The sequence below is a fragment of the Proteus vulgaris genome (genome assembly GCF_011045815.1).
GTDB lineage: Bacteria > Pseudomonadota > Gammaproteobacteria > Enterobacterales > Enterobacteriaceae > Proteus > Proteus vulgaris_B.
Genome location: NZ_CP047344.1, coordinates 3,978,045 through 3,991,938, shown reverse-complemented (window position 1 = coordinate 3,991,938; position 13,894 = coordinate 3,978,045). Strand labels below are relative to the sequence as shown.

Sequence of the window (13,894 nt, the reverse complement as noted above, 5' to 3'; positions counted from 1 at the left end):
CTACGTAGTCATTATTGGCTCTTTTATTTATGTAATCGTGCGGTGCTTTAGCTTGTTTTGTAAACAGTAATTTACAGAGCATCTTCATCATTTGTATCAAAATGTTAATTATTTAAACAATTATATTTTCTGTTAATAATTTATTATATTAATATAATTTCATTATTTATCAATAAATAAGGAGTGTTTTACTTTAGTGCTTAGTTCAATAAATGATGAGTTTCTATGAGAAAAAACGATTAAAGTAACCATATTGTATCTATGGATATTATTATTCTAAGAAATAATTAACAAATAATAATAATTATTAACATTATAATGAACTATGGTATTATTCAGCTTTAAAGAAATAAACGAATAACATTATAAATATAAATGGTAAATCCATTACTGAGGTAGAAGATGAAAATTTCAAGGAGAAAGCTGCTTTTAGGTGTTGGTGCTGCGGGTGTTTTAGCCGGTGGTGCTGCGCTAGTTCCAATGGTTCGCCGTGATGGTAAATTCGTTGAAGCTAAATCAAGAGCATCGTTTGTTGAAGGTACCGAAGGTGCTCTACCTAAAGCGTCTGATGCTGTTATTATTGGTGGTGGTATTCAAGGTATCATGACCGCTATCAACCTTGCAGAACGTGGCATGAGTGTCACTATTTTAGAAAAAGGCGAGATTGGCGGTGAACAATCAGGCCGAGCATACAGCCAAATTATTAGTTATCAAACATCACCAGAAATTTTCCCATTACATCATTACGGAAAAATCTTATGGCGTGGCATGAATGAGAAAATTGGTGCAGATACCAGTTATCGTACACAAGGCCGCGTAGAAGCACTTGCTGATGAAAATGCGTTTGATAAAGCCCAAGCATGGATCAAAACAGCAAAAGGATCTGCAGGATTTGATACACCATTAAATACTCGCATTATTAAAGGTGAAGAGTTATCAAACCGCCTTGTTGGTGCACAAACACCATGGACTGTTGCCGCATTTGAAGAAGATTCAGGCTCTGTTGATCCAGAAACAGGAACACCAGCATTAGCGCGTTACGCTAAGCAAATTGGCGTGAAAATCTACACCAATTGTGCAGTAAGAGGTATTGAAACTGCTGGTGGTAAAATTTCTGATGTTGTAACAGAAAAAGGTGCAATTAGAACATCTCATGTTGTTCTTGCTGGTGGTATTTGGTCACGTTTATTTATGGGTAACATGGGCATTGATATTCCAACGCTGAATGTTTACTTATCACAACAACGTGTATCTGGTGTACCTGGCGCACCTCGTGGTAATGTGCATTTACCAAATGGTATTCACTTCCGCGAACAAGCTGATGGAACTTATGCGGTTGCTCCACGTATCTTCACAAGCTCTATCGTCAAAGATAGTTTCTTGTTAGGGCCTAAATTTATGCACCTGCTAGGTGGCGGTGAGCTACCCTTAGAATTTTCTATCGGTGAAGACTTATTTAATTCATTCAAGATGGCAACCTCTTGGAAATTAGATGAAAAAACACCGTTCGAACAATATCGTATTGCAACAGCAACACAAAATACTGAGCACTTAGATGCGGTCTTCCAAAGAATGAAAACGGAATTCCCAGTATTTGAAAAATCACAAGTCGTTGAACGTTGGGGCGCAGTTGTGAGTCCAACCTTTGATGAGTTACCGATTATTTCTGAGGTCAAAGAATACCCAGGTCTGGTTATCAATACTGCGACTGTATGGGGTATGACTGAAGGCCCAGCAGCAGGTGAAGTAACTGCTGATATCGTAACAGGTAAGAAACCCGTTATTGATCCAACACCATTTAGTATGGATCGCTTTAAGAAGTAATAACCCCTTGTTTTACTGTAAATTAAACATATTAAGGAGTTTTCATGCGCTATAAAAGTTTACTTGTTGCCCTACCTTTTATTTTTGGTGTAGCAAGCGCAAATGCAGCGGAGAATGTTGTGCATCATAAATTAGACGGTATGCCTATTTCAGAAGCAGTTGAAATTAATGCAGGTAACAATCTGGTTTTCTTAAGTGGTAAAGTCCCTACTAAGAAATCAGCAAATGCACCAGAAGGTGAATTAGCTTCTTATGGTAATACAGAAGAACAAACCATTAATGTTTTAGAGCAAATCAAAACTAACTTGAATAATCTTGGTCTTGATATGAAAGACGTTGTTAAGATGCAAGTATTCTTAGTTGGTGGTGAAGAAAATAATGGCACTATGGACTTTAAAGGTTTCATGAACGGCTACTCTAAGTTCTATGATGCTTCAAAGACAGATCAACTACCAGCACGCTCAGCGTTCCAAGTTTATAAACTGGCGAATCCTGCATGGCGTGTAGAAATTGAAGTTATCGCTGTTCGTCCTGCAAAATAAGAACGATAGCTTTTACTCTATTTCGACGTAAAACATAATCAAATAAAATGCTAAAGAGAGGAAACTTTCTTTGGCATTTTTTTATGGTATCGACATGTTATGGTGATATGTCGATAAAATTGGTTTTTATAAACATATGAGCGGGTCTCCTAAAATACCCTATAACGATCTCCCACTCTTACCTCCAGATCTGGAACTCATTGAAACGCGAGAAATATTAAATGCGTGCATCAATGCGCGTTCGGCAATTGCTGAGTTGAAAACACATCTCAATGGACAACTAATAAAATATTATCTATACGTCAACTAATGGAAGAAACAATGGACTATGTGCGTGAAAATCTTCCTAAAATATATAATCATGAGCTAGTTCAAGTCCTTTTTACACAACCCTATTGCCGAATTGATAATCTTGTTCAACAGGGGATAGCTAAACGCCAAACTGCATCAGTATATCTCAAGCAATTAGTTGAAATTGGTGTATTGGAAGAAATGAGTGTTGGTCGTGAAAAACTGTATCTCAATACAAAATTACTACAAGAGTTAAATCAATAACATTTTTATTGCCTCTCTAGCTTAGAGGCAATAAGAGAATAATTAGCTTCATAATATAAGTCCTAACTACTTTCACCTTGAATAAACTTCACTGGAATAACAGAGACGTTATCTGTTATTTCTTTATTTTCAATTAATGCACTAATTACTTCTACACTTTTTTCAGCCAGTTGTTCAAAGGGCTGTTCAATACAGGTTAATTGGCGCAGCGTTTGATTTAGCCAAGGGCTTCCGTCGTAAGCAACAATTTTTAATTGCTCTGGGATGGCAATATTTCGTCTGGTTGCTTCATTAAATAATGCCATTGCGGGAATATCAGCAGCAAAGATAGCATCAATATTGGGATGTTGTGTCAGTATTTTTGTCGCAAATGTATGGAAGTAATCTTTCTCTTCTTCTTTCCAATTTACTTTTGCAGGAATAGGCGTAATACCGGCTTGAAGTAATGTGTCTTTAAACGCTACACAACTTTGATAAGAGGGGGTGGAAGATAAATAGCTGGAATTATCTTCGATGTAGAGGATTTTTTTGCAACTTTTTTGAATAAGGTGTTCTGCGGCTAATCGACCACCAGTATGGTGATCAGAACAAACCAATGGAATATCAAGAAGATGGCGGTCAAGTGTTACTACTGGTTTTTGAATGTGCTGATATTCTCTGTCATCCAATAGTAGATACTCTGCAATAATACCGTCAATCTGACCTCGTTTGAGCATATCAAAAAATATACGTTCGCGTACTTTGCTATTTTGTGTTGCACATAACATCATGCTATAGCCCTTCTCGGCGAGTTTATTTTCAATAAAACGAGTCACTGTTGCAAAATAAGGATACTCAAGGCTATTAATAATGACGCCAACAACAGCACTCTTTTGTTGATATAAATTTCGTAGCCAAGTATCTGGAATATAATCTAATTCCTCTACCGCTTTTTTTATTTTTTCTCGTGCCGTTTGAGAAACATAGCCACTGTTATTTAGCGCTCTTGAAACAGTGCTTGCGGCGACATTAGCTTTTTTTGCGACATCACGGATCCCGGCCATTGAATATGCTGTTGCTCCTTTCAGTTAGTTGATTGTCTAATATATCTTAATCTGATTAAGACAAAATCCTCTTTAATGAGGTAATTGTGTTTTTTTAGTATGAGCTATTTCACATTTTAGTATGTTAATTACCTTATCCGCTATTTTAGTGCCTATAGTATCTTATATTAAATATGGAACAGTTCCATATGTAGTGATTACCTTGGTGAGGTGAATATGTCTAATAATTGGTGGAAAGAAGCAGTGGTCTATCAAATTTATCCCAAAAGTTATTACGATAGTAATGGTGATGGTATTGGGGATTTAGCCGGGATCACAGAAAAATTAGATTATATTCAATCACTAGGCACTAATGTTATTTGGTTATGTCCTATTTTTAAATCACCTATGAAAGACAACGGTTATGATATTGCTGATTATTCTGTCGTTGATCCTATTTTTGGTGATAATAAAGCATTGGATAGACTGATCAATGAAGCTAAAAAACGTGATATTAAAATTCTATTAGATTTAGTATTAAATCACTCTTCAGATGAACACCCTTGGTTTAAAGCAGCAATCGAAGATCCTAATAGCCCTTATGCGGATTATTATATTTTTAAACAATGGGATAAACCGACTCCGCCTAATAATTTACGCACTTATTTTGATTGCTCTGTTTGGAGCCGCGTAGGAAATACTGACCGATGGTATTTTAATTCATTTGGCCCAGAGCAGCCGGACTTAAATTGGGAGAATCCACAATTACGTAAAGATATTATCGATATGATAAATGTCTGGATCAAAAAAGGTGTTGCTGGATTTCGTATTGATGCGATTGGTAATTTAAAAAAATCTCCTGAAGCATTATCTGAATATCAATTTGAACCTGATAAAGATGATGGTTCCGCTTCCTTAGTGCCTTGGGTTCTGAATCAACCAGGAATTGATAAGTTTTTAACTGAATTAGTTGAGAATACTTTTAAGCCTGCGAACAGTATGACGGTTGCAGAAATTGATGTGCCAGAGAAAGATTTACGAGCCTATGTCGGCGAGAATGGTTATTTCTCCATGGTATTTGATTTTAGCATTGCCGATTTAGATATCCGCAATGAAAAGCCATTTACAATTAACCCCATTACAGGTGAAAGATTAAAACCTGTATTTATCAAAAGCCAATTAGATACTCAAAGAGTAGGGTGGGGAGCACCTTATTTAGAAAATCACGATCAGCCTCGTTCATTAAATAAATTTCTCCCTAAAGGTGCGATTACCCCCATTAGTGCCAAAATGTTAGCAACGTTTTTATTAACGCAACGGGGCACGCCTTTTATTTATCAAGGGCAAGAAATCGGTATGACAAATTGCCCGATGACATTGGAAGAGCATGATGATTTACATGTGTTTAAATTACACGAGTGGGGCAAGAAATTAGGTTATAGCGATAAGCAAATTATTGAATATTTTAATGAACGCAGTCGTGATAATTCAAGAACGCCTTTTCAATGGAATGGTAAAATCAATGGGGGCTTTAGTACAGGCAAACCATGGTTAAAAGTTAATCCTAATTATATGCAGATTAATGCAGAGCAAGAGACTGAAGATAAGCACTCTCTTTTTGCTTATTATCAGCAGTTAATCACTTTAAGACGATATTCAGAGATCAGTGATATTTTGATTTATGGTGAGTTTTTACCATTAAATTCACCAGAAAATGTGATTGCTTTTAAGCGTACTTATGAAGGCAACTCCGTCAATATTTACTGTAATTTTAGTGACGAGAAAAAATTGTTAGCACTTAAAATAAAACAGACGTATTTGCATAACAGCCCGATAGTCGAAGATGAAAAAGGAAATCTTATTCTTCAACCTTATCAGGCTATTATTTTTAATGAGTAGCCAATGAGTTGTAATAGATACTCACTGAAAAATAGAGCGCCTTTTATGGCGCTTTATGATTAATGCGTTTCAGCCAATCTGCAATAAATTGTGCGATAGCTTCTGGGTTATTGATATCTAATAGTGGAAAATCAATATTCAAATCGCAATCACTGGCGACAGCAATTACATGTTCATCCAGTAACTCATTAAAATTACGCTCGTTAATATCGCGATAAAGGGCAATTTTAGGAATAGTTTCACCTTTAAAGCCCTCCACTAAAATCAAATCTAATTTGCTGGCATCAAAGCGAGAGGCAAGATAATAAAGATCCAATTCAGGTAATTCGGGTGTTTCAGTCATCAATGCCCAGCGCTGTTGGCTTGCAACTAATGTCTGGTCTGCACCTGCTTTTCTAAGTTCGTAACTGTCTTTTCCAGGTTTATCCACATCCATATCGTGATGAGTATGTTTTATCATTCCTACACGAATTTCTTTTTTGCGTAATTGTGGGATAAGTTGTTTGAGTAGTGTGGTTTTACCGGTTCCACTCCATGCGGTGATCCCTAAAAGAGGTAAGTCGAGCTGTGCCATATTTTTCACTCCTATTTTTTTAATTGGTTGGCTTTTGCAATATCGTCAGGGGTGTTTAAATTAATAAAAGCACTGGCTTGATCAGCAAATAAAACGGGGTGTGCATTTATCTGTTTCATAAACAGCATTAATTTTCGATCACCTTGTGCTAAATAGGCTTCTAGCATAGGAATAATGCTACGATTCAATAGTGCTAGTGTAGGATGCTCTCTTTCACCATCATCAACATAAACAGCAAAAGATGCTCCTTTTTGTTTATAGAGTGTCTCAACTAAATTGAGTGGAAAATAAGGCACATCACAAGGCACAAAGGCAACCCAAGGTGTGGATGCTTGTTTTAATAGTGTCAGCATACCGGCCAAGGGGCCGGAAAACCCTTCTATTTCATCAGTAATAACAGGATATTGGCTTTGGCGATATTGCTCTAGATTTCGATTAGCACTAATCAATATGCTATCAACTTGGGGTGCTAGTTTTTGGGCAATGTGGAGGTATAAAGGTTGCCCATGCAGAATTTGTAGCCCTTTATCCGCGCCGCCCATTCGAGTTGCTTGGCCTCCAGCGAGTATGCCACCTGTAATATTCTTCTTTTTCATATTCAATATTTGTGAATGAATTGGCTAAAATTTACGAACGATTTTTATCAAGCAAAGACGATATACTAATAAAAAGTCTCGACTTAGTGAGATTTCATATAAAGCAACAGCAATTTTTATCAAAAAAGCGTAATCTTTACGCATATTGACAGAGGTTTCCTTTTTCTATCAGATAATAATTGGTACTTTGTTGTTGTCATTAATAATAAGGATTTTTTGTATGAAATGTCACCGTCTTAATGAAGTTATAGAATTACTGCATCCAGTTTGGGAAGAGAATTCTGATTTAAACTTAATTCAATTATTGCAGAAACTGGCTAATGAAGCGGGTTTTAAAGGTCAATTATCTGATCTGACTGATGATATTTTGATTTACCATCTGAAAATGCGAGGTTCAGCACCCACAGATGTTATACCAGGACTAAAAAAAGATTACGAAGAAGATTTTAAAACCACTATTTTACGTGCCCGCGGTGTAATTAAAGATTAAGTTCAGGATAGAAAATGGAAATATCTGCCTCATTTAATTTTCAGGGACTTTCACCTGATAACATTTGGGATGCATTAGTTAAAATCGGTTTTTATCCTGAATCAGGGTTAACTGAATTAAATAGTTATGAAAATCGTGTTTTTCAATTTATGGATGAACATAGACAGCGTTATGTGGTGAAATTTTATCGCCCTCAGCGTTGGTCATATGAGCAAATAAAAGAAGAACATGAATTTGTTTTAGCACTAAAGGAAGCTCAAGTATCAGTTGCAGCCCCTTTAATCATTCATAATGAGACAGTCCATCTTTCTGATGATGGGTTTTATTTTGCATTATTTCCTAGTATTGGTGGAAGGGCATATGAAACGGATAACTTATTTCAACTAGAAGAAGTAGGACGCACATTAGGGCGCATTCATCAAATAGGTAGAAAAAAGAGTTATCAGTATCGCCCAACCCTTTCTATTGCAGAATATCTGATGGCACCAAAATTAGAATTTGAAAATAGTGCATTAATTCCTAATAGCTTAAGGTCTCAGTTTATTGAGGTGATTGATAAACTTATTCATGAAGTGAGTCCCCGAATGGAAGACTCCACATGGCAAATATTACGACTACATGGGGATTGTCATCCCGGTAATATATTGTGGCGTGATGAAGTTGTAATGGTTGATTTTGATGACTCTCGAATGGGAGCCGCAGTACAAGACTTCTGGATGTTATTAAATGGTTCAAAGCAAGAGCAAATTATACAATTAGATACAATCCTTGAGTCTTATTATGAATACCAAGATTTTGATTTACGAGAATTGTCATTAATTGAACCGCTAAGAGCGATGAGAATGGTGCATTATCTCGCATGGGTATTAAAGCGCTGGAATGATCCGGCCTTTCCAAGAGCTTTTATTTGGTTTCAAGAACAAGATTTTTGGTTTAAACAATTAGCCTTATTCAAGGGACAAGTGGAGCAATTAAATGAGCCTCCTTTACAACTTAGCCCAATGTATTAATTCTTAGGAGACGATGAAACATGAAAAAGATTTGGTTGGCGTTAGCAAGTATGGTGTTAGCATTCAGTGTATCTGCTGCAGATATTTCTGAAGGAAAACAATATACTAATCTTTCCAAAACTGTCAATGCAGCGCCGGACGTTGTTGAGTTTTTCTCTTTTTATTGCCCACATTGTTACCAGTTTTCTGAAGTCTATAAAGTCAATAGCACTGTTGAAAAGAACGTACCAGAAAATACCAATATGGTTCGCTATCATGTTGATTTTTTAGGGCCTTTAGGCAAGGATTTGACCCGTTCTTGGGCTGTAGCAATGGCATTAGGTGTTGAAGACCAAGTTTCTCCTGCTTTATTTAAAGGTATCCAAGAAACTCAATCTATTCGTTCTGTTGATGATATCCGCAATACTTTTATTAATGCTGGTGTTAAAGGCGAAGACTATGATGCGGCAATGAATAGCTTCGTCGTTAATTCCTTAGTGAGCCAACAACAAAATGCTGTCGCTGATTTCCAAATTAATGGTGTGCCAGCCATGATCGTTGGTGGTAAATACAAGATGAAAAATGATGGTATTAGTGCTAAATCACCAGAAGAATATGCGAAAACATATTCTGATATTGTGAATCAATTATTGTTAAAAAAATAGTATAGGCTTAATTCTTTCTTATATAGATTAAGTAAAAATATATAGTTTTTATATGGAAAATAGCGCTCAGTAAATAAGAGTGCTATTTTTTTTGCTTTCATAAATTTGTCATAATATAACTATCCACATTAATGAAAAATGTTTTTATTAAATTATAATATCTTAATAAATTCGCTAAGTGATTGATTTTTTAATTGTGTTAATAAAGTAAAAAGAAAGGTAACTTATTAATATAGAGAGAATTAAAAAACTACCCACAGAGTTATCCACAGGTTATTGTGAGGTTTGTTGGATAGTTGAAATCTTACTGGGAAAAAAATGACACTAATATGAACGTTAATATTAATGATGAATCAATGACACTATCCTAAATCGTTTTTAAACAAAGTTGTCAATGTGATTTTTAGCCTTTATTTTTAATTAAGAATAGATTAATAGAAAGGGCTTTTGATTAAAATTTGTTTTAATTAATATTAAGTTATCATTAGCACTTATTCTTTTCGGTTAAGTTCTGTTAACAATAAATAATTGACCCTTTACGCTGAATTTCCACATTTAAAAACAGGTAATATTCGTCTATTGGGCTGTGATGTGGCATTCTAGTCATATCAACGAACCTCAGAACAATGATGAACAGATTATGGTCCAGATAGCAGAAAACCCCTTTATCCTTGTAGATGGCTCCTCATATCTTTATCGCGCCTATCATGCTTTTCCACCGCTAACTAATAGCCAAGGTGAACCAACTGGTGCGATGTATGGTGTGTTGAACATGTTACGTAGTCTGATAATACAGTATAAACCAAGCCATGTTGCGGTTGTGTTTGACGCTAAAGGTAAAACATTCCGTGATGAATTGTATGAGGAATATAAATCTAACCGTCCTCCAATGCCGGATGATTTACGTGAACAAATAGCGCCTTTACATGAAATGGTACAAGCAATGGGCTTACCTTTGTTATCTATTTCAGGTGTGGAGGCAGACGATGTCATTGGAACACTGGCACTAAAAGCTGCTGCTGACGGACGTGATGTTCTAATAAGCACAGGTGATAAAGATATGGCACAGTTAGTGACGCCAAAGATCACGCTTATTAACACTATGACCAACGTTATTTTAGGTCCCGATGAAGTTAAAGAAAAATATGGTGTTCCTCCTGAACTGATTATTGATTTCCTTGCATTAATGGGGGATTCATCAGATAACATTCCAGGAGTCCCAGGTGTTGGTGAGAAAACTGCATTAGGGCTTTTACAAGGTATTGGTAGTTTAGACGATATTTATCAACAGCTTGATAATATCGCAACGTTGAGTTTCCGCGGCGCTAAAACACTTGGCGCTAAAATGGCAGAGCATGAGAAAGTGGCGAAACTTTCTTATAAGCTGGCAACGATTAAAACGGATGTTGAACTCGATAAAACGTTTGATGATTTAGTGGTTAATGAGCCAAATTTAGATCAATTATTAGAGATGTTCACACGTTATGAATTTAAACGCTGGATAAGTGATCTTCAAAATGGTGGTTGGTTAGCACAACGTAGCACTCATAAAGTTGCGGTGCCTTATAGCTCTGAAGTCGCAAAACCCAAAGAAGCATCTATATCGGCTAATTTTCCTGTGATCACACAAGAGAATTATGAGGCGATATTAACGCACGAAAGCTTAGCGCACTGGGTTGAGCTTCTTAAAAAAGCCCCCGCATTTGCATTTGATACAGAAACTGACAGCTTAAATAATATTGATGCGCGTTTAATAGGAATGTCGTTTGCGATAGAGCCAGGTAAAGCTGCTTATATCCCGTTACGTCATGAGTATTTAGATGCGCCAGACCAACTTCCTGTGGATGATGTTCTTGCAGCATTAAAGCCTATTTTAGAAGATAAAAATATCTTAAAGATTGGGCAAAACTTGAAATTTGACCGTGGCATTATGGAAAATGAAGGCATCGAGTTAAACGGTATCCATTTTGATACGATGTTGGAATCTTATGTGCTAAATAGTGTTAGTAATCGTCATGATATGGATACGCTAGCTGAAAAACATTTAAACCATAAAACTACCACGTTTGAAGAAATTGCGGGTAAAGGTAAAGGGCAACTAACTTTCAATCAAATTGAGGTTCAACAAGCAACGCTATATGCAGCTGAAGATGCCGATATCACTCTATTACTCCATCAAGCGCTGTATCCTCAAATAGAAGCTATTGAACCGCTTAAACATGTTTACCGCGATATTGAGATGCCATTAGTACCTGTGCTTTCTAGAATGGAACGCAAAGGAGTATTAATTGATGCTCAAGTTTTAGCCGTTCAATCTCAAGAAATCACACAACGTTTAGCTGAAATTGAAAAAGAGACGTTTGCGCTAGCTGGCCAAGAATTTAATCTCTCTTCACCTAAACAGTTACAAGAAATCTTATTTGATAAACTGCAATTACCTGTTATCAAGAAAACCCCGAAAGGGGCACCATCGACTAATGAAGAAGTATTAGAAGAGTTAGCGCATAGCCATGAGTTACCACGTTTAATTTTAGAACATCGCGGACTTGCGAAACTAAAATCGACCTATACTGATAAATTACCATTAATGGTGAATAGTAAGACAAAACGTGTACATACTTCTTATCATCAAGCTGTGACGGCAACCGGTCGTTTGTCATCACGAGATCCTAATCTTCAAAATATTCCAGTGAGAAATGAAGAAGGGCGCCGTATTCGCCAAGCCTTTATTGCACGTGAAGGATTTAAAATTGTTGCAGCCGACTATTCACAGATTGAGTTGCGGATAATGGCGCATTTATCGCAAGATAAAGGTTTGTTAGATGCTTTTGCTCAAGGTAAAGATATTCACCGCGCAACCGCATCTGAAGTGTTTGGCATACCTTTAGAGGAAGTGACCTCTGAACAACGTCGTAGTGCGAAAGCGATCAACTTTGGTCTTATTTATGGCATGAGCGCATTTGGCTTATCTCAACAAATTGGTGTTGAGAGAAGAGAAGCTCAGCGCTATATGGATCTCTATTTTGAGCGCTATCCTGGCGTATTGGATTATATGGAGCGCACTCGTAAACAAGCTTCTGAACAAGGCTATGTTGAAACGTTAGATGGTCGTCGCCTCTATTTACCTGAAATTAATTCGAAGAATGCAATTCGTCGTAAAGCTTCAGAACGTGAGGCCATTAATGCACCAATGCAAGGTACTGCTGCTGATATCATCAAAAAAGCAATGATTGCCGTAGATCATTGGATTTATAATGAATGCCCTGATGATGTGCATATGATCATGCAAGTACACGATGAATTAGTGTTTGAAGTGCGAGGATCTTATTTAGAGAAAGCAAACACAATGATCCACAAATTGATGGAAGGTAGTATGGAATTAGCTATTCCATTAAAAGTCGAAGTGGGTGTGGGTAATAACTGGGATGAAGCACATTAATTTTTAATATTACTCTTTAATAGAAAGGGCACAGATTGTGCCTTTTCTTGTTTAAGCTTTAGTGTCAGGAGTAAGCTCTGACTCTTCAAATTCAATAAAATCTTCGTGCAAACCTTGGATTAGCCTGCCTGTTGTTGTGCCTTTGTCATCAAGTTCCATCAAAGACCAACCTACGTTGTCATTAACACTATAAAGATAGCCTTCATCAAGCATATCAATTACCTTACCAATAATTGATTTACCATAAGAATGGAGTAATTCTTTAAGTTCTTGTTTATCAAATTGGGACGCTAGTTTTTGATATATCTCGGTGGCCTCATCAGAGTAAATATCCATTTCACTGATATTTTCCTCAACATCACGATAGATATCGGTGAGTCCTTTTAACACAAGGAAGCGAGCAAACTGTGGAATATTTTCTTGTAATTCACTATTTGCCCATGATTTAGGGTTTGTTGCACCGGCTGCTTTGAGTTGTTCACATAAATCCATAAATTGACTATTTTCCATTTTTACCTCAATTGATGTGCTAATAAGATTTATATTTATTGTATAAGTGATGGCAAGAAAAACAGCGAGAATTTGTCTGTATTAAGGTAGGAAAAAGAAAAGCTCGGTTAATTGCCGAGCTTTTTTATGTCAAAACTTATCAAAATGTGAAAAAGAGATAAGTGAATAATTAAGCAACTTGTGAATCGATCAGCTTGCTTAATTTCTTCTGTTTTTTCTCAATACGTTGACGTTTTAACGGAGACAAATGGTCAATAAAGAGTTTGCCATCAAGATGGTCTAACTCATGTTGAATACAGCCTGCAAACAAATCGGAGGCTTCAAGTTCAATTTCATCACCATTTCTATCTAATGCTTTCACCTTTAAGAAGCGGTAACGCTCTGTTGGGGCAAAAGAATCAGGAATAGATAGACACCCATCCATCATATCCATCACTTCATCTTCAGTGCTGATAATTTCAGGATTGATTAGGGCAATCGGTTGATCTCGGTTTTCAGAAACATCAATAACAACAATGCGTTTAGATACATTAACCTGAGGTGCCGCTAAGCCAATACCTCGTTCTGCGTACATGGTTTCAATCATGTCATCGATTAATGTGCGTATTTCGTTATCTACTTTTTCCACTGGTACTGCAACTCTGCGCAGACGCTCATCGGGAAAACGCAGCAGCGTTAATACAGCCATGGATACCTCATTTTATCGCTAATTACATATTTACTACGGTCTCGCGGTAAGCGTATCACAAAATCATTAAGGAGAAACCGCACCTTTTGTGTGATTTGTTC

Annotated in this window: 12 protein-coding genes and 1 pseudogene; 8 read left to right on the top strand and 5 right to left on the bottom strand. The window is 36.6% G+C overall.

What is annotated here, in order from left to right; all coding sequences use genetic code 11:
• The first annotated feature begins 402 nt into the window (after window positions 1-402).
• From GTH24_RS18690 to GTH24_RS18680, 3 genes and pseudogenes are all read left to right on the top strand, one after another.
• Complete coding sequence (locus GTH24_RS18690; protein WP_164526822.1) at window positions 403-1,824, top strand: NAD(P)/FAD-dependent oxidoreductase; 1,422 nt, start codon at window positions 403-405, stop codon at window positions 1,822-1,824.
• A 44-nt stretch (window positions 1,825-1,868) separates the two neighbouring features.
• Window positions 1,869-2,366 (top strand): RidA family protein, encoded by a 498-nt coding sequence (locus tag GTH24_RS18685; protein ID WP_072068788.1) that lies wholly within the window; start codon window positions 1,869-1,871, stop codon window positions 2,364-2,366.
• A 255-nt stretch (window positions 2,367-2,621) separates the two neighbouring features.
• Window positions 2,622-2,921, top strand: a pseudogene (locus GTH24_RS18680) (Fic family protein); the annotation flags it as partial.
• A 62-nt stretch (window positions 2,922-2,983) separates the two neighbouring features.
• On the opposite strand, the gene GTH24_RS18675 reads toward GTH24_RS18680, so the two are convergent.
• Window positions 2,984-3,964 carry a LacI family DNA-binding transcriptional regulator gene (locus tag GTH24_RS18675; protein ID WP_164526821.1) on the bottom strand — a complete coding sequence of 327 codons (981 nt, stop codon included), beginning with the start codon at window positions 3,962-3,964 and terminating at the stop codon, window positions 2,984-2,986.
• 216 nt (window positions 3,965-4,180) lie between these two features.
• Here GTH24_RS18675 and GTH24_RS18670 point away from each other — a divergent pair, with 216 nt between their 5' ends.
• Window positions 4,181-5,842: an alpha-glucosidase gene (locus GTH24_RS18670; RefSeq protein ID WP_164526820.1), complete on the top strand. Its 1,662-nt coding sequence runs from the start codon at window positions 4,181-4,183 to the stop codon at window positions 5,840-5,842.
• 43 nt (window positions 5,843-5,885) lie between these two features.
• Here GTH24_RS18670 and mobB read toward each other — a convergent pair whose 3' ends face one another.
• Window positions 5,886-6,416 carry a molybdopterin-guanine dinucleotide biosynthesis protein MobB gene (gene mobB, locus GTH24_RS18665; protein WP_072068785.1) on the bottom strand — a complete coding sequence of 177 codons (531 nt, stop codon included), beginning with the start codon at window positions 6,414-6,416 and terminating at the stop codon, window positions 5,886-5,888.
• Window positions 6,417-6,427: 11 nt separating this feature from the next.
• On the bottom strand, window positions 6,428-7,012 hold the full coding sequence (mobA, locus tag GTH24_RS18660) for a molybdenum cofactor guanylyltransferase MobA (RefSeq protein WP_164526819.1): 585 nt from the start codon (window positions 7,010-7,012) through the stop codon (window positions 6,428-6,430).
• A 220-nt stretch (window positions 7,013-7,232) separates the two neighbouring features.
• Between mobA and GTH24_RS18655 the strand changes: the two genes are divergently transcribed.
• The 4 genes from GTH24_RS18655 to polA all read left to right on the top strand — a co-directional run bounded on the left by GTH24_RS18655 (window position 7,233) and on the right by polA (window position 12,595).
• On the top strand, window positions 7,233-7,502 hold the full coding sequence (locus GTH24_RS18655) for a YihD family protein (RefSeq protein ID WP_164526818.1): 270 nt from the start codon (window positions 7,233-7,235) through the stop codon (window positions 7,500-7,502).
• A gap of 14 nt (window positions 7,503-7,516) precedes the next feature.
• Window positions 7,517-8,512 (top strand): serine/threonine protein kinase, encoded by a 996-nt coding sequence (locus GTH24_RS18650; protein ID WP_072068782.1) that lies wholly within the window; start codon window positions 7,517-7,519, stop codon window positions 8,510-8,512.
• Between the two features lie 20 nt (window positions 8,513-8,532).
• Window positions 8,533-9,156, top strand: a complete 624-nt coding sequence (gene dsbA / locus GTH24_RS18645; protein WP_072068781.1) for a thiol:disulfide interchange protein DsbA — start codon at window positions 8,533-8,535, stop codon at window positions 9,154-9,156.
• Between the two features lie 640 nt (window positions 9,157-9,796).
• Entirely contained in the window at window positions 9,797-12,595 is a 2,799-nt protein-coding gene (polA, locus tag GTH24_RS18640) for a DNA polymerase I (RefSeq protein ID WP_072068970.1), read from the top strand.
• 51 nt (window positions 12,596-12,646) lie between these two features.
• On the opposite strand, the gene GTH24_RS18635 is transcribed toward polA, so the two are convergent.
• Both GTH24_RS18635 and def read right to left on the bottom strand, forming a co-directional pair.
• Entirely contained in the window at window positions 12,647-13,105 is a 459-nt protein-coding gene (locus tag GTH24_RS18635) for a hypothetical protein (RefSeq protein ID WP_164526817.1), read from the bottom strand.
• Window positions 13,106-13,274: 169 nt separating this feature from the next.
• Window positions 13,275-13,793, bottom strand: a complete 519-nt coding sequence (def, locus tag GTH24_RS18630) for a peptide deformylase (protein WP_072068779.1) — start codon at window positions 13,791-13,793, stop codon at window positions 13,275-13,277.
• Window positions 13,794-13,894 lie beyond the last annotated feature (101 nt).